This window comes from Marinomonas sp. TI.3.20 (genome assembly GCF_038155025.1).
Taxonomy (GTDB): Bacteria; Pseudomonadota; Gammaproteobacteria; order Pseudomonadales; family Marinomonadaceae; genus Marinomonas; species Marinomonas flavescens.
This window is the reverse complement of the sequence record NZ_JBAKAS010000016.1, coordinates 51,292-76,849: the sequence shown is the minus strand read 5'-3', so window position 1 is coordinate 76,849 and position 25,558 is coordinate 51,292. Positions and strand designations below refer to the sequence as shown.

27 protein-coding genes are annotated in these 25,558 nt (G+C 42.7%); 5 read left to right on the top strand and 22 right to left on the bottom strand.

From position 1 onward, the window contains the following. Positions 1-39: 39 nt before the first annotated feature. The 6 genes from V6259_RS15310 to V6259_RS15285 all read right to left on the bottom strand — a co-directional run bounded on the left by V6259_RS15310 (position 40) and on the right by V6259_RS15285 (position 4,182). A complete protein-coding gene (locus tag V6259_RS15310; RefSeq protein WP_341585270.1) occupies positions 40-1,650 on the bottom strand; it encodes an ABC-F family ATPase in 1,611 nt (536 codons plus the stop codon). 353 nt (positions 1,651-2,003) lie between these two features. Then, positions 2,004-2,126 carry a hypothetical protein gene (locus V6259_RS15305; protein WP_276312854.1) on the bottom strand — a complete coding sequence of 41 codons (123 nt, stop codon included), beginning with the start codon at positions 2,124-2,126 and terminating at the stop codon, positions 2,004-2,006. Between the two features lie 94 nt (positions 2,127-2,220). Continuing rightward, positions 2,221-2,532 carry a hypothetical protein gene (locus V6259_RS15300; protein WP_341585268.1) on the bottom strand — a complete coding sequence of 104 codons (312 nt, stop codon included), beginning with the start codon at positions 2,530-2,532 and terminating at the stop codon, positions 2,221-2,223. A gap of 28 nt (positions 2,533-2,560) precedes the next feature. Next, positions 2,561-2,950, bottom strand: coding sequence for a hypothetical protein (locus V6259_RS15295; RefSeq protein ID WP_341585267.1), 390 nt, complete (start codon positions 2,948-2,950; stop codon positions 2,561-2,563). A 51-nt stretch (positions 2,951-3,001) separates the two neighbouring features. Then, the gene (locus tag V6259_RS15290) at positions 3,002-3,304 is read right to left on the bottom strand and encodes a DUF883 family protein (RefSeq protein ID WP_133012749.1); all 303 of its coding nucleotides are present in this window, start codon (positions 3,302-3,304) and stop codon (positions 3,002-3,004) included. A 197-nt stretch (positions 3,305-3,501) separates the two neighbouring features. Continuing rightward, positions 3,502-4,182 (bottom strand): phosphatase PAP2 family protein, encoded by a 681-nt coding sequence (locus tag V6259_RS15285; protein ID WP_341585264.1) that lies wholly within the window; start codon positions 4,180-4,182, stop codon positions 3,502-3,504. Positions 4,183-4,451: 269 nt separating this feature from the next. Between V6259_RS15285 and hflK (V6259_RS15280) the strand changes: the two genes are divergently transcribed. From hflK (V6259_RS15280) to V6259_RS15265, 4 genes are read left to right on the top strand one after another with little or no spacing between them, the layout of a single operon-like run. Next, positions 4,452-6,416: a protease modulator HflK gene (gene hflK, locus V6259_RS15280; RefSeq protein ID WP_341585262.1), complete on the top strand. Its 1,965-nt coding sequence runs from the start codon at positions 4,452-4,454 to the stop codon at positions 6,414-6,416. A gap of 10 nt (positions 6,417-6,426) precedes the next feature. Continuing rightward, a complete protein-coding gene (gene hflC / locus V6259_RS15275) occupies positions 6,427-7,485 on the top strand; it encodes a protease modulator HflC (RefSeq protein ID WP_341585260.1) in 1,059 nt (352 codons plus the stop codon). Then, complete coding sequence (hflK, locus tag V6259_RS15270) at positions 7,482-8,546, top strand: protease modulator HflK (RefSeq protein WP_133012753.1); 1,065 nt, start codon at positions 7,482-7,484, stop codon at positions 8,544-8,546. Before hflC ends, hflK (V6259_RS15270) begins: the two co-directional genes overlap by 4 nt. After that, complete coding sequence (locus tag V6259_RS15265) at positions 8,543-10,504, top strand: cation-translocating P-type ATPase (protein ID WP_341585259.1); 1,962 nt, start codon at positions 8,543-8,545, stop codon at positions 10,502-10,504. Before hflK (V6259_RS15270) ends, V6259_RS15265 begins: the two co-directional genes overlap by 4 nt. Positions 10,505-10,536: 32 nt before the next feature. Here the strand turns inward: V6259_RS15265 and V6259_RS15260 are convergent, their stop codons facing one another. The 14 genes from V6259_RS15260 to V6259_RS15195 all read right to left on the bottom strand — a co-directional run bounded on the left by V6259_RS15260 (position 10,537) and on the right by V6259_RS15195 (position 23,369). Then, a complete protein-coding gene (locus V6259_RS15260) occupies positions 10,537-10,956 on the bottom strand; it encodes a gamma-glutamylcyclotransferase family protein (RefSeq protein ID WP_133012755.1) in 420 nt (139 codons plus the stop codon). A gap of 24 nt (positions 10,957-10,980) precedes the next feature. Then, on the bottom strand, positions 10,981-11,640 hold the full coding sequence (locus tag V6259_RS15255; protein ID WP_341585257.1) for an NADPH-dependent FMN reductase: 660 nt from the start codon (positions 11,638-11,640) through the stop codon (positions 10,981-10,983). 59 nt (positions 11,641-11,699) lie between these two features. Then, complete coding sequence (locus V6259_RS15250) at positions 11,700-12,386, bottom strand: ABC transporter ATP-binding protein (RefSeq protein WP_341585255.1); 687 nt, start codon at positions 12,384-12,386, stop codon at positions 11,700-11,702. Beyond that, positions 12,383-13,219 (bottom strand): ABC transporter ATP-binding protein, encoded by an 837-nt coding sequence (locus V6259_RS15245; protein WP_133012758.1) that lies wholly within the window; start codon positions 13,217-13,219, stop codon positions 12,383-12,385. The genes V6259_RS15250 and V6259_RS15245 overlap by 4 nt, the downstream gene beginning before the upstream one ends. After that, positions 13,209-14,054: an ABC transporter permease gene (locus V6259_RS15240; RefSeq protein ID WP_341585253.1), complete on the bottom strand. Its 846-nt coding sequence runs from the start codon at positions 14,052-14,054 to the stop codon at positions 13,209-13,211. Before V6259_RS15240 ends, V6259_RS15245 begins: the two co-directional genes overlap by 11 nt. Next, complete coding sequence (locus tag V6259_RS15235; protein ID WP_133012760.1) at positions 14,051-15,106, bottom strand: ABC transporter permease; 1,056 nt, start codon at positions 15,104-15,106, stop codon at positions 14,051-14,053. Before V6259_RS15235 ends, V6259_RS15240 begins: the two co-directional genes overlap by 4 nt. After that, positions 15,106-16,671 carry an ABC transporter substrate-binding protein gene (locus V6259_RS15230; protein ID WP_341585252.1) on the bottom strand — a complete coding sequence of 522 codons (1,566 nt, stop codon included), beginning with the start codon at positions 16,669-16,671 and terminating at the stop codon, positions 15,106-15,108. Before V6259_RS15230 ends, V6259_RS15235 begins: the two co-directional genes overlap by 1 nt. Positions 16,672-16,837: 166 nt before the next feature. Further along, entirely contained in the window at positions 16,838-17,899 is a 1,062-nt protein-coding gene (locus V6259_RS15225; RefSeq protein ID WP_341585250.1) for an NAD(P)H-dependent flavin oxidoreductase, read from the bottom strand. Positions 17,900-17,937: 38 nt separating this feature from the next. Beyond that, on the bottom strand, positions 17,938-18,945 hold the full coding sequence (locus V6259_RS15220) for a hypothetical protein (RefSeq protein ID WP_341585248.1): 1,008 nt from the start codon (positions 18,943-18,945) through the stop codon (positions 17,938-17,940). Between the two features lie 169 nt (positions 18,946-19,114). Beyond that, on the bottom strand, positions 19,115-19,864 hold the full coding sequence (locus V6259_RS15215; protein ID WP_341585247.1) for an RIO1 family regulatory kinase/ATPase domain-containing protein: 750 nt from the start codon (positions 19,862-19,864) through the stop codon (positions 19,115-19,117). Positions 19,865-19,945: 81 nt separating this feature from the next. Next, positions 19,946-20,425 carry a MarR family winged helix-turn-helix transcriptional regulator gene (locus V6259_RS15210; protein WP_133012765.1) on the bottom strand — a complete coding sequence of 160 codons (480 nt, stop codon included), beginning with the start codon at positions 20,423-20,425 and terminating at the stop codon, positions 19,946-19,948. Between the two features lie 260 nt (positions 20,426-20,685). Beyond that, positions 20,686-21,432, bottom strand: coding sequence for an amino acid ABC transporter ATP-binding protein (locus tag V6259_RS15205; protein ID WP_341585246.1), 747 nt, complete (start codon positions 21,430-21,432; stop codon positions 20,686-20,688). After that, positions 21,425-22,378 (bottom strand): amino acid ABC transporter permease, encoded by a 954-nt coding sequence (locus tag V6259_RS15200; protein WP_341585245.1) that lies wholly within the window; start codon positions 22,376-22,378, stop codon positions 21,425-21,427. The genes V6259_RS15205 and V6259_RS15200 overlap by 8 nt, the downstream gene beginning before the upstream one ends. Before the next feature lie 184 nt (positions 22,379-22,562). After that, positions 22,563-23,369, bottom strand: coding sequence for a transporter substrate-binding domain-containing protein (locus tag V6259_RS15195; RefSeq protein ID WP_341585243.1), 807 nt, complete (start codon positions 23,367-23,369; stop codon positions 22,563-22,565). A 676-nt stretch (positions 23,370-24,045) separates the two neighbouring features. On the opposite strand from V6259_RS15195, the gene V6259_RS15190 reads away from it, so the two are divergent. Further along, positions 24,046-24,303, top strand: a complete 258-nt coding sequence (locus tag V6259_RS15190; RefSeq protein WP_133012768.1) for a hypothetical protein — start codon at positions 24,046-24,048, stop codon at positions 24,301-24,303. A gap of 9 nt (positions 24,304-24,312) precedes the next feature. Here the strand turns inward: V6259_RS15190 and V6259_RS15185 are convergent, their stop codons facing one another. Continuing rightward, a complete protein-coding gene (locus V6259_RS15185) occupies positions 24,313-24,642 on the bottom strand; it encodes a thioredoxin family protein (protein ID WP_341585241.1) in 330 nt (109 codons plus the stop codon). Positions 24,643-24,659: 17 nt separating this feature from the next. After that, a complete protein-coding gene (gene trhA / locus V6259_RS15180; protein ID WP_341585240.1) occupies positions 24,660-25,328 on the bottom strand; it encodes a PAQR family membrane homeostasis protein TrhA in 669 nt (222 codons plus the stop codon). Positions 25,329-25,558: the final 230 nt, after the last annotated feature.

Here is a 25,558-nt window from a genome sequence, read left to right as displayed (position 1 = left end):
ACGATATCGTTACTCGGGCTTTTTCGTTTGCGTTACAATTTAGCCATTTGCGACACGTTGAATGTGCTGCTGATTCGCTAAATATTCATCGTAAGTGCCTTGGAAGTCTATGACTTGATTATCTTTAAACTCAATCACTCGATTTGCTAAAGACGAAACAAACGCTCGGTCATGACTGACAAAAATAAGGGTTCCGTCAAAATCAACCAAAGCATTGTTTAGCGCTTCGATGGCTTCCATGTCCATGTGGTTGGTTGGCTCATCCATTACTAGAACATTCAAGTCCATCATCATTAACTTGCCAAAGAGAAGACGGTTTTTCTCACCACCTGAGCACACTCTTACTTTTTTATTGAAGTCGTCTGCGGTAAATAACAAGCGTCCTAACATCGCTCGCACTTTTAAATCATCATGCTTTATTGTTCGCCACTTAGACATCCAATCAAACAAGGTTAAATCACAATTGAAGTCCTCAGTACTGTCTTGTGGGCAATAACCTATCACAGCATTTTCAGCCCACTTAATGTCACCTTTTTTAGCTTCTAACTCACGCATCAAACAACGTAAAAAAGTCGTTTTGCCAGCACCGTTCTCACCAATGATAGCCAATTTAGAGCCAGCGTCTAGAATCAGGTTGCCTTCACTGAAAAGCATAGTGTCTTCATAGCCATGAGCAAGATCTTCTAAGATCAACGCTTGGCGATGAAGTTTCTTATCTTGCATCAAAGAAATAGACGGTGTCATACGACTAGATTGCTTAACTTCTGACAATTCGATTTTGTCTAATTTTTTCGCACGTGAACTGGCTTGTTTGGCTTTTGACGCATTTGCAGAGAAGCGATTTACAAAGGCTTGTAAATCATCCATTTCAGCACTTTTCTTTGCATTTTCCGTCAATAGTTGTTCACGTATCAATGCAGAGGCTTCCATGAAGTACTCATAGTTGCCAGGATAAATTCGTAATTCACCAAAATCGATATCCGCCATGTGAGTACAGACTGAATTCAAGAAATGTCGATCATGGGAGATGATAATCATGGTGCATTTACGCTGATTCAATACACCAGCCAACCAATTAATGGTGTAAATATCCAAGTTGTTTGTTGGCTCATCCAAAAGCAAAATATCTGGGTTTGCGAACAATGCTTGTGCAAGCAATACACGAAGCTTCCAACCAGGAGCAACTTGGCTCATCAAACCAAAGTGATATGATTCATCAATACCTGCTTCTAACAGAATGTCACCGGCACGACTTTCAGCGCTATAACCATCCATTTCAGCAAACTCTGATTCAAGTTCACCAGCACGCATGCCATCTTCTTCACTCATTTCTAACTTAGAGTAGATTGCATCACGCTCTTGTTTCACTTTCCAAAGCGCGGTATCACCCATAATCACAGCATCAACAACTGAATACTCTTCAAAAGCAAATTGGTTCTGGCTTAAAGTACCGACCTTTTCGCCCGGAGTGATGGATACATTTCCAGAAGTAGGTGTCAGCTCCCCACTTAAAATTTTCATAAAAGTGGATTTACCGCAGCCATTCGCACCGATCAAACCATAACGGTTACCGTTGCCAAATTTTGCAGAGATGTTTTCAAACAATGGCGTTGCGCCAAATTGCATGGTGATATTAGCTGTGGAAATCAAAAAAAATACCTTGAGAGTGAAGGAGAAGAATTCGCTTACTTTTGACAATTTGAACGTCGTACAAAAGATAAGCACAAAGGCGGCGAATATAGAGATTTATAGGGCTAAAGTCGAGGTTTAGATGGATTATTTTACTAGAAAAGTAATAGCGTCTGAAAATAGAGCCATAGTCAGCATTTACAACCTTTAAAGGAAAGGCCTGTATTAAGCGCACACATACAGCACCATCATTCTCGCGCTGTTTTAACGCCCGAAACGCAATAGAGTTATCGATAGTAAAGAGTAAGCTCTTAATCATCGACAACTCTATTTAATGTACCTTATTTCATCACAATGAGTTCGTTGAAGGACAATCACTCTTTCACATCAACCCAAGCGTCCCATCCTTTCCACTCATATTCATCGCTTTCAGCGGCATTAATAACAAAACGTTTAACCAATCGGTTGCTGCTGAATTTATTTATTAAGTAACTCATAGTACTGCTCCTACCCAAGATTCATATTTAATATTTCTTAACTAAATTTTATCAATCGTTAGAGGTTAGTTAAAATTGCTTTTCACTAACTTCACTATAGGCCTGTACTATTTCCATCTGATGACGGTGTGCTTTTTTCCTCTCGTAAAGACAAGAAGCCTTCCTTTAGAAAACGAATGAATTCAGGTCTTATTCCTTTTAAAAGCATGCTGCGGTTTTTATTCGCTAAGTCACTCTGAGTGGTTAAGCCTAAAATAAAACTCGCCGCTAACCCTTCAGGACTTATCGCTACATCAAGTACGTCTTGAGCAAAACGCTTTCTTGAACATTCAGCTCTAGACTCTAATAACACCGTTTTTGCATATAGTCGCTCGCGCTGTTTACGCATTTTTTTAAGGCCAAACATCTTGCCTCCGCTCTTCTAGCTCATCCTATTAAGACGATTTTTCATCCTGACTATCTGGAATTAATGCATCTAGGGTTCGGGTGAAATTCATACTTTTTAAAGTAACAAAAGCAATATAAGACAAACCCGCTGCGCTTAATAAAGTAACCAGTGTCGCAATCAGCAATATGCCAACCAATGAAAAACCATAACTCCATGCTAGTGCCGCAGCACTTGCTATCATTAAAAGCCAAGAAGTTATTAATAAAAAGACAACACCACCAACGAGCGCTAGCAACTGAGCACTTGACGTCACCCACATTTTGGCTTCAAGAGCCCCCAATCCTAGTACGCTTTTTAGCCATTGTTTATGCGTTAAAACGACATCGGAAACATCAAGATGCTCTTTTTTCTGCTCAGTTGATTGCGACTGTTCCATGATAGATTCGCCTGCTATTTTGCTTTAATAATTCGCTATCTTTGCGACCATCTATTTCCGTTTACATAATAGACCTGCGGCAACCGCACCAGCTAAAAAGGCAATACCAACCGTTTTTATTGGATGCTCTTTGGCATACTCGCCAACCACGTTAGACACTTTCTCTGACTGCTGTTTAGCCGTATCTGCCATTTTATGAGCTTGTTCGCTAATTTGATGGGCAACCTCTTCAATACGTTCTTCACTTTTCGCGGCCATATCGGAAACACCATCTACGCCGTTATGGGCATTTTCTGCTGCTTGATCCACTTTTTCATGCGCTTTAGCTTGAGTTGTACTTTTAGTTGTTGCCATGATAAATCTCCATAACGTTTGAATGTATGTATTACATTGCCAACATCATGCCAACTTATAAGCCATTGATTTATATATAAATTAAATATATTAGGTAGAAAGCGTTAGCAAGATAAGACATTTACTACATACTTCATTGTAAAAATTTCATGGCGAATATTGCACGAAATAAGAGTAAAAAATAAGCGGCTAACACGCTAATTTTTATCCAAGCGAATTAAATAAGGTCGAGCGATAACAAAGCAAAACAAAACCCAAAAGAAGCCAACAAACATTCCTGCGGTAACATCTGTTGGCCAATGAACCCCTAAATATACTCGACTAACAGCAACAAAAATCGGAATCACTACCGCTATTGTCAGCATCAAGCACTTAGCTGAACGGTAAGCATTACGCCAACTAACGACTAAGGCAAGTGATAGAAAGAATAACGCCGACGACATAGCGTGCCCTGACGGAAAGCTACTCGTATACACCTGTGTGGCATGAGGCACTAGCTCGGGACGAGGTCGAGAAAAACCTAACTTCAGCATAAAACCAAAAGCAGCACCAGAAACAACCGTTGCTAAAAACCATAACGCTAAATGGGTTTTATTGGTTAAATGAAGATACCAAGCAAACATGACACTAAAAAAAGCAACGATCCAGTTACTGCCAAGCGCAGTAATGTCTCTCATGGTTTCTCCTACCCAAGAAGGCCCCCATTCTTTTGTAGAGTCTGAAGCGTCCCGCAGCATTAATAACAACCTTGTATCGATATAAGGAACCCCGGAGTGGTTAACAAATACGGCTATCACAACAAACCCTATTAATAATCCCGTAAGCAAGATGAAAATAGGATCTAGTGTTTTTCTAGCAAGAGCGTCATTGTCGAACATAAAATATTGATACCTAAATATTATTTTTAACGCTCATATCTTAGTTATTTTCATTGTAAATCAAAAGGATATAATAAGTATTTACGTTTTTATCAATGCTTTTGAGCCTTCTAAAATAACGGTAAACAACCTAAAAACAATCGTTTGTAGTACAATCTCGGACGATTTTTCGATGATATTTTCAATTACTTTTCTCGGAAAACACCCACAATAACGAATAAGCCAGTATTTATAATGCCAGCATTATCCAAGCGCTATTTGGAGCATTAATGAGAGTTGATCTTGAGACGAACCATGCAGAATTAGAAGCCACCCCTCGGTTTCAATTAGCTTCTGCACATAAACGCCAACTGCAGTTCTGTAATATCGGTTTTACCTTATTAGCCTCTCTGCTTATCTTCATCTGGTTAGTGGTTGCCATTTTTGCCCCGCAATCCATTTGGGTCCCACTGCAACTTAATATTACCGCTATGATGATTGTCCTTATTGCTTCATTTCAATCAGCATGGCGTATTTCTCGCTGGAGAGAACAGACATTAACTGAGCAACAACAAGAAGAGACAACGGAGGAGCACAAGGAGGTAGAGCAACAAGCTGACACCAAACAGTCCAATGCGCTTCAAACACTATTTCAAGAATTCTTTGAACGATGGCTAAAGCCAATAACCACAGCAATTAGTATTGATGCTATCTGGATTATTGCCTTAACCTTGTTGGCTCTCATGTTGGTAGCAACTGGCTGGAATTTAACCCTGCCAAGCCGTGCCGTAGCCGATTCAGCCTATTTATTTGCAGGACTCGCGCTATTAGCGGCATTTGCCTTACTGGTCCTCGAACGCTACTTGGCAACAAACCAAAACGAATGGCCTGAAGCCATTAGCTTAGCCATGTTAGTACGCGTTGCCATTGTCACTCTTGTGGTGTCGGCAATTTGCTTAAGCTATGCGTCTTCTGAGCGAACTTGGCCTCTTCGTATTGTGGTTTTATCAGGACTTTTACCTACTATTGTTGCGTTAGAATTGGCCATTCGAGCCATTCTTTCTGCTTTCACGCCGCAACGAGTCAGCCTTGAACCTAAGCTTTTCGCAACAAGCTTTATGGCAGAACTATTACGTTGGCCACCAAAACCCATGCAACTGATGCAAGATGGCTTGTTTCAACGCTTTGGGGTAGATTTACGTCAAGTATGGGCCTTTGGTTTCATCAAGCGCGCCTTTCTTCCGGTTGTTACACTCATGATTTTTTGTGGTTGGTTATTGTCTGGCGTTCATGAAATCCCCATTAATGGCCGAGGGATTTATGAGAAGTTTGGCAAGCCTGTCGTCATTTTCAAGCCCGGTTTACACACGACATTACCATGGCCTTTTGGCCGCGTTATCAATGTAGAGAATGGTGTCGTACACGAACTAACAGCAAGCAGCGATGAAAACAGCCTAGCGCCTCTGACACCAGCAGAAGGTCCTGCACCCGAAACCGCTAACCGTTTATGGGATGCCACTCATCGCAGTGAAAAATCGCAAATTATTGCCAGTCGCAACAATGGCAAACAGAACTTTCAAATTGTCGATATGGATGTCCGCTTTATCTATCGCATTGGCTTAACTGATCAAGATGCATTGGATGCCACCTACAATACGGCTAATTTACCGACGCTGATTCGCCGTACTGCTAGTCGTATTCTCGTCCACGACTTCGCAGGTAGAACGCTTGATGATCTATTAAGTGAACAGCGTAACGAATTATCAAAAGATGTTGGTAATGCGGTCCAAAAAGATCTAGATCAGCTCAATAGCGGTGTCGAATTATTAGCCACGGCAATAGAAGCAATACATCCACCCGCAAAGGCCGCTAATGCTTACCATAAAGTGCAATCGGCCCAAATTGAAGTACAAGCTTTGATTGCCAGAGAGAAAGGAAAGGCAGCAGCAGAAATCGATAAAGCACGTCAACAAGCCAGTTTAATAGAGGACGGCGCGGACGCAAATGCTCACCAAAATTTAAGTAAAGCCAAAGCCGATGGTATTATTTTTGACGCCGATCATGCCGCCTCAAACATCGCGGGTAAAACCTTCCTGCGTGAACAATATTACCAGCAACTAATTCAGGGTATGAGCCACGCAAATAGCCTTATTATTGATAGTCGAATCCATGGTGAAAAATCACCTACTTTGGATTTTAGAAGTTTTGTGCCACCCGTAGATCCTTCTTCTAACAACACCAACACAACTCACTAGGAAAGCGCCAATGAGCACGCAGCATAACCACCCCCATCATGCGCATGACGAATCCAATCACGCCTCTCATAGCCATGAGAATACACAGAATGATAGCCACAGCCCTGCGCCGTCTAATTCGCCTAAAGGTACATGGCGCCGTATTAGCTTCGCTCTGCTGCTGGTTGCTTTTGCTATTGCCGCAGCGTGTTTAGTTCAGGTTCGCTCGGGTGAAGCCGAAGTCATTACTCGCTTTGGCAATCCAGTCAGGGTGCTATTAAAGCCCGGCTTAGCATGGCATCTGCCAGCGCCTTTCGAGCTTTCCACTCCCGTGGATTTACGATTACGCACGACGTCTAGTGGTTTACAAGATGTTGGGACCAAAGACGGCTTACGTATTATTGTTCAAGCTTATGTGGTTTGGCAGGTAAAATCAGACAAAGACGATGTGCAACGCTTCATGCGGGCAGTCCAAAATAAACCGGATGAGGCGGCGCGCCAACTACGCACTTTTGTCGGTTCCGCTTTAGAAGCGACCGCCAGCAGCTATAACCTCTCCAGTTTAGTCAATACCGATGCAAGCAAAGTACAAATCAACCACTTTGAAGAAAGGTTACGCCAGCAGATTAATCAATCGCTGTTAGACACATATGGTGTTCGCGTAGTTCAAGTGGGCATCGAACGCTTAACTCTACCGGTAGTAACCTTGTCGGCCACGGTAGACCGTATGCGAGCTGAACGAGAAACGATTGCGACACAACGCACGGCTGAAGGTAAACGACAAGCGGCACAGATCACGTCGACCGCACAAAAAGAGTCACGCATTATTACCGCCGATGCGACAGTAAAAGCTGCGAACATTGAGGCTAAATCTTTAGTCGACGCCGCTAATATTTACGGTAAGGCCCACGCACAAGCCCCTCAACTCTACGATATGCTTCGCTCACTAGACACGTTAAGCAGCATTATTAATAAAAATACGCATCTAGTTCTCAGAACCGATGCGGCGCCATTCAAAGCGCTTATTGATGGACCTAAAATATTTAGCTCGCCGACGTTAGATAAAAATGAAGAGGCGAAAAAACCATGATATTTGGAAAAAAAGTCGAGCAAAATACGTCGACAAACAAGCCAAATAGTCACTGGTTTCAGGCTGGCCGATTGGCTTTTATCGCACTCTACTTACTCACATTGGTAACGGCTGTTACTTGGTTAGTTGCCAATGTCCGTGAAATTGGACCAGATTATCGAGCGGTTGTACTGCGCTTTGGTGCCATTGATAGAGTGCAAAACTCAGGTTTATTACTGGCTTGGCCACAACCCTTTGAAAAAGTAATTCTTTTACCATCTGCGGATCGCGTTATTGACCGCACTATAAAAGCATTAATTCGCCCTGAGACAGCCAACTATGCCGGGCTAAATTCAGGGATGGCCAATGATGCCACCGCTGGAGTCGGCTACCTATTAACTGGGGATGCGGGTGTCGTGCAGCTAGGGGTTCACTTGTATTACAGAGTGACAGACCCTTTCGCTTATGTGCTCCAGGGTAAACACGTCACCTACGCATTGGATAGATTAGTCGAACGCAGCGCTGTAATCGTGTCGGCCTCTCGCGACCTAGACACCATATTGGTAGCACGACCTGAGTTAGTAGGGTCAAGCACCGAAGCGGCGATTAAACGAGAAAAATTACGAGCCGACCTCGTTCAAAGTATTAATAAAAGTTTAGCGGCATTAACGAAATCTGGCGCCAGCCTTGGCATTAAAGTGGCCCGAGTAGACTTACAACCAAGCTTACCCGTTGAAACCGTTGATGCCTTTAATGCTGTGCTGACTGCTAGCCAGTTGGCAAAGCAAACCGTCGCCGAAGCCAATAACAAAGCGGCCGCCACATTACAAAAAGCCAACCAAGAAGCTGATCGCATTATTCAGCAGGCCAATGCGAATGCCAATGAGCGTGTAGCAAAAGCACAAACGAATACCGCCACCATAAGTCGCCTCGCCCAACTACAGCAAAATAATACTGACCCAGGTTTGCTGTGGCGACTGTATCGTCAACGCGTTAACACCTTGCTATCACAAGCAGGCTCCGTCACCACAATTGATCCAAGTGACGATGGCAAACTCATTCTACAAGGCAAACAACCATGACCCAGTCGTCCCATTCACACCACGAACATGATCACGGACATGATCACGGACATATTCATTTTGGCAGCGGTTCATTAAGTCGCAGCGAGCAAAAAGCCGCAGCCAAGCAGCTGACGCTAGCCATGATCGCCCTCGGTTTATTAACGCTAGGCCTTATCTGGCATTGGCTGTTCCCTTCTCAGCAAAGCGTCAGCCAATTATTGCTTGGCTTAGCTTCTGTACTGGTGGCTTTTCCTGTCTTACGTTCTGGCTGGCATAGCCTCAAACACCCAAGTCTACATGGCATTACGGATCAATTAATTGCACTCGCCATGTTAGGCGCATGGGCAACGGGCGATTTAATGACCGCTGCGTTATTGCCCATTATTATGATCTTTGGCCACATTTTAGAAGAACGAAGTGTCATAGGCTCTCAAGAAGCCATTGAAGCATTAGGCCAACTAACACAAAGTAATGCTCGTAAAATCAACCAAGATGGCAGCATTAGTGAGGTAAATAACCAACGCCTACAAACGGGTGATTTGATCGAAGTGCGCGCTGGTGATCGCATCCCTGCAGATGGCCTTGTTATAGAAGGTATGGCGAGCTTAGACACCGCTCCCATTACCGGTGAATCCGTGCCTCAAGACGCTAAAACTGGCGATGAAGTCTTTGGTGGCGCCATCAACCTAGATGGCTTATTACGCGTCCAAGTCACGCGGACTGGTGAAGAATCGACGCTTGGGAAAGTTATTGCCCTCATGCAAAAGGCGGAACAAGCCAAGCCCCCAATTACTCGTCTATTAGAGCGCTATGCTGGCCAATACATGGTGCTAGTGTTAATGGTGGCGGCCATTACTTGGTTTGTCACTTACGATGCTCAAGCGATGCTCGCTGTGTTGGTCGCCGCATGCCCATGCGCGCTCGTGTTGTCTGCTCCCGCCGCGGCCATTGCTGGGATTGCTGTCGCAGCCCGTCATGGTATTTTGATTCGCAGCTCAGCCTTCTTAGAAGAGTTCACCGAACTGAGCTCCTTAGTAGTCGACAAAACAGGCACTCTGACCTTTGGCTCTTTAAGTCTGCAATCATTGCAGCCCATTCCCGATTCTCCGATTCCTGAATCTGAGTTACTAACATTAGCGGCGAGCTTAGGCGCTTCTAGTAGCCACCCCGTGAGTCGAGCTTTAAGTAGCCTTATTGCTCATGAAAACTATCAGCCGTTACAAAGTGTTAAAGAACACCAAGGGTTGGGAGTCGTCGCTGAGACAACAAAGGGGGAAGCCGCTCTAGGTCGACCTGAACTATTCACTCAATTGGCTATCCCGTTTCCTAATATACCCGAGCACGATGGCCCTATCGCGGGATTGTCTTTAAATGGCGTATTTTTAAGTTGGTTTTTATTGGCTGATAAAGTCCGCCCAGAAACCGCTCAAGCTCTCGCGGATTTGAGAGAATTAGGCATAGGTCGACAATTACTTCTTACGGGAGATCGACAATCCGTCGCTGATAAACTCGCAAAAGAAGTAGGTATTACCGACGTCGTAGCCCAAGCCCTACCTGAAGATAAATTGCGCTGGGTGAGTCATGAAATTGAGTCCGGCTTTAAACCCTTAGTGGTAGGTGATGGTATTAACGATTCTTTGGCTTTAAAAGCTGGGGTGGTGGGCGTTGCTATGGGCGCGGGGGGGGCTGATATCGCGTTGGCATCCGCTGATATTGTTTTAATCGGCAGCGATTTAAGACGTTTAGGAACCTGTGTTCGACTCAGTCGTCGCTGTCGTCGTACGTTGCACATGAATGTAATTATTGGACTAAGCTGGACTATCGCCATTATGGCAGCGGCAGCCTTTGGCGCACTGGGTGTCGCTGGGGCGTTAATCGCGGCGGTATTGCATAATCTCAGTACTTTGCTGGTATTAGTCAATACTGGCCGACTATTACGTTTTGAAGAAGTTCTAAAAGAGATAAAAAAACCTTAATAGGGTTAAGGTTTTAGAAATAACAGAAGAGATCAGCGGCGGCGAGCATAAAGCGCCGCGTGCTCTAGCAAATACTCACCGTTTAACGTCATTTGAATATCGGCATTGCTAGTGCTTTCAACAGGCTTACCGTATGCAAAGACCGTTTTCTCCAAGCCGTTCTCGAGATTCACAACATTCATCTCAAGGCGCTGATAACCATCACTTTGTGTTATACGCTCTAGCTCATCCATTTCAGCTAAACCAGCATCATCAAGGCTAAATACTTGTCCGACAACAGGACTCCCCTCGCCTTGCTTTAATACCAACCAAGGTGAATAGCGCTTGCCAACTAATAATAATGGATAAGCATGCACGGTTCTAAAGGTACCTAGGACGCGTTTTCCTTTGTTGCGTTCGAAATTAGGAAAACCTTCTTTTAGAGTGCCAAAAACAAAAACAAGATGATTCATATTTTACCTATTCCCTGTTCAGCGCTAAGGGGCATCGCGTTCAATTGGCGTACGAGTAAAAGACGCTATCAAACTATGAGGGTCTGTTTTCTCAGTCTGTGCTTTACACGCCTCAGCCCACCAAATTAATTGACTAAAGGTTCGATGAAAGTAGCTTTCCCAATGGTTAGTGTCTTGCGTTAAGCTTGTATGTCCATTTTCCTCAAAAACATCTTGAGCATGAGGAATATGAACCATAGCAGAAACAGGTAAACAGCCAAGTTCACTTAAAAATACACGCATACCAACAGCGGCTCGCATGCCGCCCCATTGGCCAGAAGAATAAGTCACAATAGCACTGGGTTTGTAAGAAAATAATGAACTGCCAAAATGATTCAATAAATTGGCTAACGCTGGACTGATACTATGGTTATATTCTGGACTTTGCATAATATAGCCATCTGCGGTTCGAATCTTATCCGCAAGCAATTCTAAATCCTGTGGCACAGTACTTTTTGGATAGGCAAAATGAGGCTTGAAAACCGCCCCTAATTCATACTCTAAAGGGTCAATGAGTTCGATTTCATGGTCAGGATAAGATAGCTCAAAAAAAGACTGACATGCTTTACTGACTCTTTCTCCTAGTCGAGCAGGACGTGGCGGTGTACTGGTTCTTACCGACCCAAGGAAGATCAAAAACTTCATAACTTCTCTCCTTTAGACAAATGACATCGACTAGCTAATACTAAACAAAGCCCGATACCTTAGACGTAACGCTTTTCCTGATCAATCCGCCCTGCCTTCATGGTGACCGCATGATCACACATATAATCTATGACATCAGGGTCGTGACTCACCATAATCATGGTCAAGTCATGATTGGCTTTTAACTCGTTTAATAGATTTAATATTTCAGCCTGAACCGACATATCTAAAGCGGAAGTTGGTTCATCAAGCAGTAATAATTTTGGCTCAAGCAATAAGGCTCGGATAATCGCTACCCGTTGGCGTTGCCCACCGGACAATTGATGAGGATAACGATCAATCATATTTTCCGTTAGGCCAACTTGTTTAAAGCCTTCGCTAATACGATCGTTAATATCACTCAGCCCCAGTAGCTTTAATGGTTCTGCTAGTGTGCGGCGCAATCTATGCTTCGGATGTAAGGAAGCATAAGGGTCTTGAAACACCATTTGGACTCGACGGCGACGATCGCCAGTAAATATTTTGCCCGACTCTAACGGTTGTCCAAATAGCGTAATATCACCTTCCCAATGTGGATTTAGGCCTGCTAAGACCCATAAAAGAGACGATTTACCACAACCAGAAGGACCTACTAAGCCAAAGCATTCACCAGCTTTGACCGTTAAGTCTATATCGTGCACCACGGTATTACTCTGTAAGCCCTGAACATGACTTACACTGACTTTTTTAAGCTCAAGCTGATTCAATTTAAGGTCTCCAAATGCTCTCGGTCTAACGTGGGCAAGGGCTGACCTCGCTTAGCGATATTAGGGCGACACGACCACAAAGTTTGCGTGTAAGGATGAGTCGCATTTGGCAAGGCTTCTGCGGCCAAATGGTCGATCAATTTACCTTGATACATAACCATCACCCGCTCGCAATAATCGGCTACTTGTTGTAAATCATGACTGATCAACAATAGCCCCATATTACGTTCTTCTACTAAAGAATGAATTAAAGCGAGCACTTGATCTCGGACCGCATGATCTAAGGCTGAGGTAGGCTCATCGGCAATTAATAACTGTGGATCATTAATCAGTGCCATGGCTAACATCACTCGCTGCCCCATACCGCCTGACAGTTGATGAGGGTACATTTTCCTCAATTTGGCAGGATTAGGAAGCCCTACTGCATCCAGCATATACTCGACTTTTTCTACCCTTGCCTTACTCGACATAGACTGATGCAATACCAGCGGCTCGGCAACTTGTCGGCCGATATTTTGCGTCGGATTTAGTGCGTATTTAGGATCTTGTAGCACCATGGAAACTTGATGCCCCCGTAGTGTATTCCATTGCCGTTGGCCATACGTTAACACAGGGTGATCAAGTAGCTGAAAATGATCGGCTTCGACGTACAAAGAATCCGGTAGCAAGCCCATTAAAGAGCGTGCCGTGAGTGACTTACCAGAACCAGACTCTCCAACTAGAGCAACACGCTCGCGGCCCATTGAAAAATCAATGCCTTTAACCAATTCGGTGCCGTCGGCAAGCCCAATCTGCAGGCCTCGAACATCTACCAATGAAGATTTATTTGTCATGACGAGGGTCCATTTTATCTCTCAGCCCATCTCCGAGCAGATTAAAAGCAAGGCTGGCTAATAAAATAGCCACACCGGGCACTGCTGCTACCCACCACTGATCGAAAATTACGCGACTACCACTGGCCACCATTGATCCCCATTCAGCTGCTGGAGGTTGAATCCCCATTCCTAAGAACCCTAATCCGGCCGCTGCTAAGATAATACCGCCTAAATTTAACGCCGCTCGGACAATCGCACTAGGCAGAATCAACGGAAGAATATGACCGAAGATCAATCGAAAGCCCGTAATGCCCTGCATTTTTGCAGCAGAAAGGTAATCACTATTACGGATAGCAAGCGTCTCTGTTCTCGCTTGACGCGCAAAAGATGGCCAACTGGTAAAAGCCAATGCCAAGGCTCCATTCATTAAACCCGGACCTAAAATAGACACCAAGGCCAAAGCAATGACCAAACTGGGTAAGGACATAACAATATCGGTTAAGCGCATTAAAATACGCTCAACCCAACCACCAAAATAACCGGCAAAAATCCCAATCGCCAAACCAATAGGAACGGTTAGCAGAATAACCAAACTGACTAAAATCAGCGTTGGTCGTGCGCCATAAAGCACACGAGAAAAAAGATCTCGACCAAAGCGATCGGTGCCAAACCAATGTTGTGAGTCTGGCGCGAGCAAGCGCTCTTGAATATTCTGAACATTAGGATCGAAAGGGGAAAGCAAGGGTGCTAATAACGCCAGCCCCACAAGAATAACCACCAAAATCAAACCAATATTCAATGTATTAAACGGGCGTAACCATCGAAAAGAAACGCCCTTCTTTGAAATAATCATCGTGTTCTTGGATCCACCCATTTAGTCAATGTGTCCGCTAAGGCATTTAAAAGGACAAAACATGTGCCAATAAGTAGCGTTGATCCTAAAACCGCGGCCGTATCCGATGCAAATAAAGCACTGGTTAAGTAACGTCCAAGACCCGGCCAAGCAAACACAGTTTCCGTTAACACAGCCCCTTCCAACAAACTGGTATAAGACAATGCCAATATTGTAATGAGTGTTCCCAAAACATTCGGAAAGACATGCACAAGCAATATTCGTAAACGGCTGGCGCCTTTGGCTTGAGCTAACACAACGTATTCTTTATTACTTTCTTCTAGCATGACCGCTCGCAATAAGCGCGTGATCGATGCCATCGACAATAAAGCCAATACTGAAACTGGCAACCATAGATGAGCAATGGCATTTTTTACAATAGCCATATCGCCACTGCGAAATGCATCTATCAGTACAAAGCCACTATTTTGCGTCATGGTATAGGTGTAGATATCATCGAGACGACCTGGACCTGCAGACCAATGAAGTGTGGCATAGAACAGCAGCAAGCCAAGTAAACCTAGCCAAAAGACAGGCACAGAATATCCTAACAAAGAAATAAAGCGTGCGAGATGATCTAACCAACTACCCGGTTTATACACCGCCAGTGTGGCCAGTAAAATACCGAAAAAAGCACCAAAAAACATAGCACAAGTTGCCAGCTCAATGGTGGCAGGAAACGTACGTAATAAATCACTCGCAACAGGTTGCTGACTTAACTGAGAAACACCTAAATCACCGTGACTCAGACGACCTAAATAGTGCGCAAACTGCATCGGTAACGATTCGTCTAGCCCTAGTTCATGTCGTGCCTGTTGATAGGTTGCTTCACTTGCGTGATCTCCGACCAATTGTAATGCCGGATCGATTGGTGCCGCCCGAGACAAAACAAAGGTAAAAATCAATAAACCAAATAACGTTAGAGCCAATGAAATAAGGCCGCTTATCAAGTTTCGACTGCGGCCTATCCAAAGTCGGCGCATCGCGCCGACTGATTTATGTTGATCATTCATTATTTAGAAACGTTTTGATAGTAAACCATATCTGGCGTAATACCTTGGACATAACCTTTTAGGTTATCTCGAATGGCAACTAATTTTTTGTTCTGCAAACCGATCACAAAAGGAGAGCTTTCACGTACTCGGCGTTGCAGCACTTGGTACATTTCAGTTCGTTTTGCCTCATTGGTTTCAGCTCGTGCTGCAATGGTCATTTTACTTAATGCTGGAATCTGCCAATTTGCGCGCCATGCTAACGTTTTAGAGCCATTTCCAGGATTGTAAGCAAACGTTGATGCGTTGGTGTTCGGATCAAAATAGTCAGGCCCCCAAGCAGAAACAGTCGCTTCATAGTCATGCTCTTTCACTTCGTTAGACACTTGGCTACTAATGCCTGGAATCAATTCAACCGTAATACCCGCTTTTGCAAAACTGGCTTGAAGTGCCTGTGCGACATCTAAGTATGGTGGTTGGTTTGACACAATCAATTTAAAGTGAGGGTTTTTAATTCCTGCGTCTTTTAAAATCTGCTTCGCTTTTTCTGGATTATAACGATAAGGCTGATCCGTCAACGCGCCTTTAAAACCTTGTGGAAGGAAGGATTGTTGAACTTGAAATTGGCCACGCATTAGATCGACAGCAATGCCTTTATAATCAAACGCCCAACGTGCGGCTTCCCAAAACTTAGGATTGCCTAAAACAGGGTTATTTTTGGCTTGCGTGTTGAACATCAAGTAATAGAGTGACGCATAAGGCAACGCCAGTGTTTTCACACCGGGTTTACCTTGCAAAGATTGAAATTGGTCTGAACCCAAGTTGCGAGCAATATCCGCATCGCCTTGTTCAATCAATAACTGGCGAGTGGCTGCATCAGGTACATTTTTCATTAAGATCATCTGCATTTTAGGTGCGCCTGCAGGAGACGTTTTATTAGCTGCAAGTACCAGCGCTTCATGCGGCGTGTATTTCAAAATTTTAAATGGGCCGCTGCCTGCAGAATGGTTGTTTAACCAAGAATGACCTAAATCACCATTTTTTTCATGCGCTTCAACCACTTTTTCATCAACAATAGAGGACGCTGGAGCCGATAACAAACTCAATACAAATGAAGGCCCAACATTAACATCCCAAGTGATTTTTATTGTGTTCGCATCAATTTTCTGCAAATGGCTATCCACATTGTCTTTATTCCACCCTAGCTGAGTCAAAATAAAAGAAGGGGCCAAATTCAATTTTACAACGCGACCTAATGAGAAGATAACGTCTTCTGGACGAATTGGATTACCACTAGCAAACTGAGCCTTGTCTAATAATGTTAGCGTCAAACTGTGTGCTGTCGATTTCCAACTGGTCGCCAATGTCGGCTTCAATTGTGTTGGGTTCTGTGGATCAGATTGCACAAGGCGCTGATAAATATTCGTGAAGGTTTGTACTGATGTCAATTCAAACCCTTGGGCAGGGTCCAAACTCGTTACATCATCAAGAGACTGGGCAACCACCAAAGCATTTGGTGGTGTTGCAGCCATAGCGGCAAAGCTCCCTGTAAGCAATATGCTTATAGCGATCAGTTTCTTAATCATTAGGTTTCTTCCTGATAATAGTCAATTTTATTAAAGTGTAAGTGACCCTGCCTATTTGGGAAAGCACTCGAAACCTATTGGCTTCTTTTATGCACATTTAATGTTTGTTAAATGGCTTATAACCATAAAAAATCATATTTAATGTCGAATAACAGTAAATTGACCTTTATTTATTTTCTCCAAGCGCCAATAACTTGGTTTGTTCAAACGCGGAGTTTTCTCTGCAACCAGACGAATTTTGGCCACACCAAAGTGAAGAAAAATCACTGTCCCCTTGCTGCTCATAAAACGCTTTTAACTGCGCTATTTCAATTGATGCATGGGGGAATGCAGGCGCTAAAGGAGACATGTAATGCAAATCTCGCATGACACGATTAACAACAGAACGTGCGGGCCGTCCGGTAAATACATTTGTCAGCGCGGTATGCGGTGAAGAATCACGACCAATCGCTGTTCGATGCAGTTTTGATATTTTCGCTTCGTCGCACAATAAGTAAGCGGTTCCAACCTGAACGGCTGTTGCGCCAAGAGCTAATATCGCCTGAACTTCCCGATGATTACTGATACCTCCAGCGGCAATCACTGGTATCTTAACCTTGGCAACGATGTTTGACACAAGAGAGAACATCCCTACCTGTGTCGTAACGTCCTCCGATAAGAACATTCCCCGATGTCCACCAGCTTCAATACCTTGAGCAATAATCGCATCTACGCCTTGTGATTCTAACCATAAAGCCTCTTCGACTGTTGTCGCGGAAGACAATATTTTAGTCCCCCAACGCTTAACTCGCCGCACCAAATCTGGCTCAGGTAGGCCAAAATGAAAACTAATAACTTTCGGTGAAAAGGGTTCAATAGCGTCAGCAATAGCATGGCTAAAAGGAGCGCGATTTTTACTGTTTGGTAGGCTTTTGCATGTTTCGCCAATATCAGAAAAATAAGGCTCAAGCGTTTCTTGCCAAGCACTATGCCGTGCTTCGTCGTACGCTTCAGGCTTATGGCAAAAAAAGTTAAGATTGAAAGGCTTATCCGTTTCCGCTTTAACCGCCTTAATTTCATTGATTATTTCATCAATATTAAGCATCGCACAGGGCAAAGAGCCCAACCCACCCGCTTTAGACACAGCAATCGCCATCTTACTGTCTTGGGCGCCAGCCATTGGCGCTTGAATAATGGGGTATTTGCATCCAAGTAATGAGTTAACCTCTTCGATTCTTGTTTGGCTCATCCAAAATAACTCCTTTGCATTTTACAAAGCGACACACATCACTTCACTTTAGGAAGATAACTTCTTATTGATATTGGCAACACGCTCAATAATTGAGCGCGAATAAAGTGCCATTTCGCCGATAACAACAGCAAGCCTCCACCAATCAACACACCCGTAAGCGCAAAGCTATAACCAATACCACCATAATTTTCAATAATCGCGGAGACCGCGTACATAACATACATCAACGAAGACACCATAAACGCTCGACGATCAACGGCAATGGAAATTGAGGTCATCAATAAGTACAGCACAACAACCACCAACATACTGATCAGGCTGTCGTTACCGTTTAAAATACCAAGGTTGGAAAAAATAGGATGAATGATCAATGGCGCTGATAATAAATGCAGCCAAAATGCGACATCTGAACGACGAGTCATTCTTTGCGTGTCTGATGCATCCCAATACATAGCTAAAGAGAATGCCGCAATTCCGCACAAGAATAGAATAATCAGTAAGCTTTCTTTAGCCGTAGGAAAAACAACCAATAGGAGGGAAAGTAAAAATACAAAAAGTGCCCCCATACCCACTGCAACAGTGATCGGTACTTTAAAACGCCGCCAATGACCGTAAGCGGACAACGTTGCTACAGCAGCAGCGATGAGTGAGGCAGCTTGTAGGGAAAAATACGGCACTGATGAGGTAATAGAAAACACACACCAGAACACGCCACCAACAAAGGACAATAATAAAGTGATTGCCGGTAAGGCCATTTTACGTTTTAGAACAAAGAACTCTGCTAACCACCAAGACAAGATTGCAAACACCAACATGGCAAGCGTGTCGCTAATGGGTCGAAGAACCCAAATGGACGAAAATAAAAGTAACATGCAGGCTATAACGACAAAAATATCGTTAAAACCACCTATCAATCGGAAGTTTTCTTCATCTACAGACGACGTATGTTTTTCTGTTGCTAGCAAAGAACGAAATTCATTCACCGCCGTGTCGGTAAACACGCCTTTCTTCACCGCATAATTTAAGTCTTCATCCGTATACATACATTGATTACCCTTCTCTGATTGAATAACAATTTATTATTGCGTTTTTAATTCTACGGAAGAAGTGTTTTGGTAAATAGTCTGCAGTAAGGAAAGAGCGTAAAGAAAGTCAAATAGCCAAAGATTGGAGACAGAACGAGTGTCGGAACATGACTCGTCCTCAAAAAACTTAAAACCGATCAGTAATACTACGCAATAAGCCTGCGCCGGGTAATTGGCTAGCAAGCCCAATCAGCCATAAACTCGCTCTGTGTATTGGATAGCCACGAAAGATCCAACGTTTTCTAAACTGATTAAAGTTAGTGAAAAATATCTTTTTGTAGCCTGTAACAGGCAGTTCACAAACCGCAGACCAACCTTTATACACGCCAGAAAGATCCGCGCCACGCATATAACGTTGTAACCAAACAGGAAAGCGATCAAAGGTCATGGCAGATTGAAAATCAATAAAATACGGTTTACCGTCTTTGCCTAAAATAACATTCCCTAGGTTGCGTAAATCTAGGTGCACAAGACCTCGCCGATGCATTTCAGACACCATATGCTCTAGTTGATTAAAAAAAGCTTTAGGTATTTTTTCACCTTGCTTGCTTAACGTTCGTAAAGGAACGCCCTCAATAAAAGCGTACGCGATTCCTATAGAAGACAATCGGTGATATTCATCACTTACGCCATCCATTCCATTGAGACGTTTTAGCGCTTTGTATTCTTGATTAATAAACAAGCGAGCGAGGGTCTTGCGGACAAACCAAGGACTGTGTTGAAAGTCCTTAATAACGAAATCAAAATGATCGTCTTTATAACGATATACGATTGCATTAGCGAAACGTCCTTTATGAAGAACGCTTAAATTATCTACATGAAAATCTCTTTGCGGGAAACGTTCAGCTAGCTGTGAAATCAATTTCTGCTCGTTCATAATGTAAAATCTGCATAAGTAATTGCCTAGACAACTACTTTAGCAAACCTCTAGATTACGAAATAGAGAGCGGCGACAGTCTCACTCTTTGTTACGAACTTCTTTCAAATTGTTCAAAAATCTCAGCAAAAGTGAATTTAATTGTTCTTTTTCTTGTTCAGCAAAGCCATTGAACCCTTTATGAAATACCGCATTCACCTTGGGTAGAATATCAGGAATAAAAGCAGCCCCTTTATCACTCAACGTCAAATACATTGAACGCTTATCTTCAGGGCAAGGTTTTTTGTCTAATAATCCTTTGCTTTCAAGTCGACAAAGCAGGCGACTCATAGCACCTCTGTCATAGTCCATTTCTTCACATAGATTCGCCAGTGTACTTCGCCCATTGTATGACAAAATCATAACAACACGGTATTGAGCGGCGGTTAACTCTAATGGCGCTAACTCTGTGTCAATCGACGATACTATCGCTGATTTCACCATAGAAATTAAAAAACCAACGTCTTTTACTGAATCTAGATTGTCTAATTTATTCGTTTTAAAAATACCTGATGTAGACATAACAATCCTTCACTTTTAACACCTAATAAGTACGCTAATGACTAACGAGGCATTGTAGTTTGGCTATGTTTGGCGGCTTATTGTTAAGCCATCCAATTAAAAATCATCAGAATGCATAGTAAAATAAGACATGCGAAAAAAATGTTAACTCGGTTCAGCAGACTTACTAAATGACTGGCGTTGCCTAAATAGGCAATGGGAAAAAGAGAGTACGATGAATAAAACACCCTTACTAATCGATTGTAAGGGTGTTTGGGGAATTATAAAACTTGGCCTAGAAAGCGTTGCAGCCTAGGGTTTGGAGAATCAAAAAAGCGATCTGGTTGCTCTTCAAAAACTAACTCACCATCTTCCATAAATACGACACGGTCGGCCACTTCCCGCGCAAACCCCATTTCGTGAGTCACCACAACCATCGTCATGCCATCACTAGCGAGGCTTTTCATTACATCTAATACTTCACCCACCATTTCAGGGTCAAGCGCACTCGTCGGTTCATCGAATAACATGATCTTAGGTTTCATCGCCAACGCTCTGGCAATGGCGACACGCTGCTGTTGCCCTCCAGATAAGTGCGAAGGATAACTGTTCATGCGATTCGCTAAACCCACTTTAATTAGTAGCTCATGAGCTTCTTTCTCCGCATCAGCTTTTGACTTTTTCAGCACTTTTAATGGCGACAACATCACATTACCAAGCGCTGTTTTATGAGGAAACAAGTTAAAAGATTGAAAAACCATCCCAACTTCTTCACGCATCTTATTGATATTGGTACTTTTTGCAGTCAGATCAATATCATCAATATGAATCGTTCCGTCAGAAATGGTTTCTAGCTGATTAAGTGTTCGCAGAAAAGTCGACTTACCTGACCCACTGGGACCAATAATCACAACGACCTCTCCTCGCTTAACTTCAAGCGAGACATTTTTCAGCGCATGGCAATTATTCGGGTAAATTTTTTCTATATTTTCAGCGACGATAATGCTGTTACTCGATACTTTAGTCACTGGCAGATAACCTCTTTTCTAACTTTTGAATAATCCAAGACAAACTCCCGGTAAGCACTAAATACATAAGCGCAACGGTGAACCACACTTCAAACGGAGCAAAGGTCGAACTAACCACTTCACGTCCTGATTTGGTCAAATCGGTAATCGATATAACCGATACCAATGAGGAGTCTTTAATTAAGTTGATCAGCTGTCCAGCTAATGGTGGCAATGTTCTTTTAAAGGCTTGTGGCAAAATAACATAAACCATTGCCTGAAAGTAATTCATTCCCACACTACGAGCCGCTTCCATCTGACCAGGGTGAATAGACTGAATTCCTGAGCGGATAATTTCAGCAATATAAGCACCGGTAAAGACAGACAACGCAGCAACACCCGCGGTAAATCGGTCAAGATTTAAAATGGTGCCTATGAAAAAATAGAAAATAAATATTTGCACCAGTAACGGTGTGCCGCGAATTATTTCTACATAGGTAATGGCAAAATATCGTAAGGCAGGGTTGTCAGAAATACGCGCAAGCCCTGTAAATAAACCGATAATCATCGCAAAGATAAGCGCAACAAAGGACAGTTTTAAGGTGGTAATCAGTCCCCATAAAATGGGCCCGACTCGCCAGCCATTAACTTGTGCTAATGGGTCCCCTTCAAAAACAATGTCACCGGACATAACATTGGCTTTATCGAATTTTTTAATAACAAAAGGGTTCCCACCTTGATCTGGCAGAACAACCATACTGTGATTTTTAATATCAACACTTTGCACTGTGCCGTCAAATGGAGAGCGGATATCCTTAGGCTCTACACTGATAATATACTGTGGGATTCTTTCCCATCGCCATGTGTAGTCAATACTTTTACTGGAAGCGTAAATGCCGAATCCTAGGCCTATTATGACTAGGACAAAGACAGCTTTCCATAAAAGCAAATTGTGTTGCTCTTTCATCGGTAAGAAATTCCCCGCATTATAATTTTTTGGTTTTTTGTATAGTTGAGACCAGTTAATCAATTAACTGAAGGACAAAGACACGAGCGTAAAGCTCGAGATAATACAGGAAAAGAGTGGCTCGTACACGTTACAGCTATACGCAACACATCCTTATGCTGCATATAGGTGTAGTAACTTTGTCTTATTGAACTGAGCTGATCCAGCTATTCGTTTCAAACCACTTGTGGTAGATTTTTTGATACGTACCGTCGCCTTTGATTTGAGCAAGGTAGTTATTCAAAAAATTCATAAAGTCTGGGTCGCCTTTACGGATTGCCCAAGCAAGAGGCTCGTAAGTAAATACTTTACTTAGATGAACTATTTTACCTTTGTTTTGAGAGGCATAAATAGCATTGAATGGCATATCGTAAACAAACGCATCTGCTTTACCATTAACCACTTCAAGCACTGCTTCTGATTGTGTTTCAAACAAATTCAGCTTAGCTTTACTCATATATTTTTTGGTAGCAAGTTCTCCAGTAACGCCCAGCTTACTTACGATTGTATACTTAGCGTTGTTTAGATCTTTATAAGATTTCACTTTATCTTTTAGCTTTGGATTAAGCAGAATAGATTGACCAATAACAATATAAGGGTTTGCAAAGTTCACTTTAAGGTTACGCTTTGCTGTTACCGTCATGCCACCCATGATGACATCACATTTAGAGGTCAACAATGCTGGAATAATACCGTCCCAAGCGGTGTTACGAATATCTAGTTTAACACCCATGGCATTAGCCATCGATTTACCGATATCTACATCAAAACCTACAATACGACCTTGTTTATCACGCATTTCAAAAGGCATATAACCAGCATCTAAACAGATCTGTAATGAACCACGAGAAACAATTTCATTTAATGTTGATTTCTGCCACAAGGCATTATCAGACGCAGAGGCAATCCCTACATAGAACAGCATAAAGACGACGGTAAATAGCTTTTTCATTTATTTCTCTCTTATAATAAATTGGAATGACACTATTACTAAAAAGGTTTTAGCAAACACAAGGTATTAAATTGACTATTAATTATAACCTAAATTATCGCTATAAAATTAACAGACAACACTAATTTTCCCAACGCTGTTGGCGCATAAAAAATACATATGAAAACTTTAAAAACAAGCGCAAAACACGCTTGAATATGCAAACAGTCTTTTTTATAGAAGCTATAAAAACCATTCCGCAATGATAAATATCATTTTAATTCAAGTTTAAGATGACAAAGTTAACTTGATATTACTCTAGGCTCTTTAATAAAAACAAGCCGAATGCGCTAAATATTTCATTACTTCAAAAAACACATTATTAGAGTGTAAACCTACCAACGCTCCTTCCTCTTCATTGTTAGCTATATTCAATAAAATGAAGCCATCCCTTTATTTACCAGATTATTACTGAAGAAACGTTCGTCCCAATACTTCCAATCAACAGAAGAAGAAAAAAGGGCATTAAACCATTTAAGACGAAACATCACCTACAACCTAAGTCATGTCCAACTAACTAGATAGAGCTTCTTTGTGCTCAGTTGCTGACAACAGCCTATGGATTGGTTAAGATCAAGCAAGCTTAATTCACCGCTGAATTGCGCGTTAAGCTTCATCTTGGACTAAGGGCGACATAATGCAGATCACCAATTCACCATTCAATTACGGTCAAACGGGGCTTAAAAATAGCCAAACCGGATTGGATGAAGCGACTCAGAAAGTGGCAAATGCTTCTAATACTGCATCATACAGTCGTCAGATGAGCCAGTATGGCTCGCAAATTCAGGATGGGGTAATACAAGCAAAGGAAAGTGCACTTAGCGCAAAAGCTAATGCCCGTGTAGTAGATAGCACAGACAAAACAATCGGCTCACTTATTGATATTCGAGTATAGACAGCGTTTCTATCTTGTTAAAAAGTCATTTATTTCTTGTTTAAGCAATGGTCGTACAATACGACGCACCTCTATCCCATTTCGTAGCAAGATTAACGTTGGCCAGAGCTTAACGCCAAACTTCCGACCTAGCTTTTTCCCTTTCCCATCAGACACTTTGATATGGGTAATGGATCGGCCATCTAATTCCGCTTCAATCCCTGAACGAGCAGCCTGACAATGACCACACCAAGGCGCACCAAACTCTAGAATAATATCGTCAGTTAATTGGCAAATATCCTCATACGTGGGTGCATATTCTGCATACTCAGCGTTAAATCCAATTGCACTTGCTTTCATACTTGCCTCCCAACATTTTATACTGCGGCATAAGCGCCATACCAAAGAATAGAAAAAAAGTGGCACGCGGTTCCCGATAAGACAAACAAATGCCAAATTAAATGCCCATAGCGTACACGCTCGTCAAACGCATAAAACAACACACCTAAAGTATAGAATACGCCACCAAGTACTAGCAGTAATAACCCTTGTGGCGCCATCAATTCAACCAAAGGTTTGATCGCAATAATAATGAGCCAGCCAAGCAAAACATACAGAGCGGTTGAAACAAGAGGATGCTTCGCTTTACCAAATGCTTTTAGCAATACGCCAATAGCAGCAAGCCCCCAAACTGTACCTAAGATAGACCACCCCCAAGCGCCACGCAGAACCCCAAGCATAAAAGGCGTATAAGTACCGGCGATCAAAAAGTACACCGCGGAATGGTCAATGATACGGAAAAAATTCTTAGCTGAGCCAGCAGGTGCTGCATGATAAAGTGTCGATGCCAGATACAATAAGATCATTGTTGCCGAAAAAATACTGACACCAACAACAAATCCAGCGTCTGCGTTTTCGACGGCGCTCACAATCAGAAATGGTGTACCTATTACGGCGGCTAGCAAGCCTATACCGTGACTAATACTATTGGCTATTTCTTCCCCTAAAGACTGGTCTCTTTTTATCGGTGCTAGTGTATCTTCCATCACCTGTTCTCCATTCATTACAAAAAAACAACAACCTAATTACTAACAAAGTAACCACATCCTATTCTATAAATAGCTTAGGTGGTCTATAAACTCATTGTAGAAGTATGAATCATGGGATTTTGATCATGACATTTCAAACAGTACCAACTCTGTAAACCCTAAGTCGGTACTGTTTAAACTCGATGCGGTCTAACATCCTAAAGTAGCTAAGAAACAACAAGACGACA

Excerpts from the sequence above, each read along its gene's own strand:
- V6259_RS15305 (WP_276312854.1), bottom strand. The coding sequence starts at position 2,126 with ATGAGTTACTTAATAAATAAATTCAGCAGCAACCGATTGGTTAAACGT.
- V6259_RS15300 (WP_341585268.1), bottom strand. The coding sequence starts at position 2,532 with ATGTTTGGCCTTAAAAAAATGCGTAAACAGCGCGAGCGACTATATGCA.
- V6259_RS15295 (WP_341585267.1), bottom strand. The coding sequence starts at position 2,950 with ATGGAACAGTCGCAATCAACTGAGCAGAAAAAAGAGCATCTTGATGTT.
- V6259_RS15290 (WP_133012749.1), bottom strand. The coding sequence starts at position 3,304 with ATGGCAACAACTAAAAGTACAACTCAAGCTAAAGCGCATGAAAAAGTG.
- V6259_RS15285 (WP_341585264.1), bottom strand. The coding sequence starts at position 4,182 with ATGTTCGACAATGACGCTCTTGCTAGAAAAACACTAGATCCTATTTTC.
- hflK (WP_341585262.1), top strand. The coding sequence starts at position 4,452 with ATGAGAGTTGATCTTGAGACGAACCATGCAGAATTAGAAGCCACCCCT.
- hflC (WP_341585260.1), top strand. The coding sequence starts at position 6,427 with ATGAGCACGCAGCATAACCACCCCCATCATGCGCATGACGAATCCAAT.
- hflK (WP_133012753.1), top strand. The coding sequence starts at position 7,482 with ATGATATTTGGAAAAAAAGTCGAGCAAAATACGTCGACAAACAAGCCA.
- V6259_RS15265 (WP_341585259.1), top strand. The coding sequence starts at position 8,543 with ATGACCCAGTCGTCCCATTCACACCACGAACATGATCACGGACATGAT.
- V6259_RS15260 (WP_133012755.1), bottom strand. The coding sequence starts at position 10,956 with ATGAATCATCTTGTTTTTGTTTTTGGCACTCTAAAAGAAGGTTTTCCT.
- V6259_RS15255 (WP_341585257.1), bottom strand. The coding sequence starts at position 11,640 with ATGAAGTTTTTGATCTTCCTTGGGTCGGTAAGAACCAGTACACCGCCA.
- V6259_RS15245 (WP_133012758.1), bottom strand. The coding sequence starts at position 13,219 with ATGACAAATAAATCTTCATTGGTAGATGTTCGAGGCCTGCAGATTGGG.
- V6259_RS15240 (WP_341585253.1), bottom strand. The coding sequence starts at position 14,054 with ATGATTATTTCAAAGAAGGGCGTTTCTTTTCGATGGTTACGCCCGTTT.
- V6259_RS15235 (WP_133012760.1), bottom strand. The coding sequence starts at position 15,106 with ATGAATGATCAACATAAATCAGTCGGCGCGATGCGCCGACTTTGGATA.
- V6259_RS15230 (WP_341585252.1), bottom strand. The coding sequence starts at position 16,671 with ATGATTAAGAAACTGATCGCTATAAGCATATTGCTTACAGGGAGCTTT.
- V6259_RS15225 (WP_341585250.1), bottom strand. The coding sequence starts at position 17,899 with ATGAGCCAAACAAGAATCGAAGAGGTTAACTCATTACTTGGATGCAAA.
- V6259_RS15220 (WP_341585248.1), bottom strand. The coding sequence starts at position 18,945 with ATGTATACGGATGAAGACTTAAATTATGCGGTGAAGAAAGGCGTGTTT.
- V6259_RS15215 (WP_341585247.1), bottom strand. The coding sequence starts at position 19,864 with ATGAACGAGCAGAAATTGATTTCACAGCTAGCTGAACGTTTCCCGCAA.
- V6259_RS15210 (WP_133012765.1), bottom strand. The coding sequence starts at position 20,425 with ATGTCTACATCAGGTATTTTTAAAACGAATAAATTAGACAATCTAGAT.
- V6259_RS15200 (WP_341585245.1), bottom strand. The coding sequence starts at position 22,378 with ATGAAAGAGCAACACAATTTGCTTTTATGGAAAGCTGTCTTTGTCCTA.
- V6259_RS15195 (WP_341585243.1), bottom strand. The coding sequence starts at position 23,369 with ATGAAAAAGCTATTTACCGTCGTCTTTATGCTGTTCTATGTAGGGATT.
- V6259_RS15190 (WP_133012768.1), top strand. The coding sequence starts at position 24,046 with ATGCAGATCACCAATTCACCATTCAATTACGGTCAAACGGGGCTTAAA.
- V6259_RS15185 (WP_341585241.1), bottom strand. The coding sequence starts at position 24,642 with ATGAAAGCAAGTGCAATTGGATTTAACGCTGAGTATGCAGAATATGCA.
- trhA (WP_341585240.1), bottom strand. The coding sequence starts at position 25,328 with ATGGAAGATACACTAGCACCGATAAAAAGAGACCAGTCTTTAGGGGAA.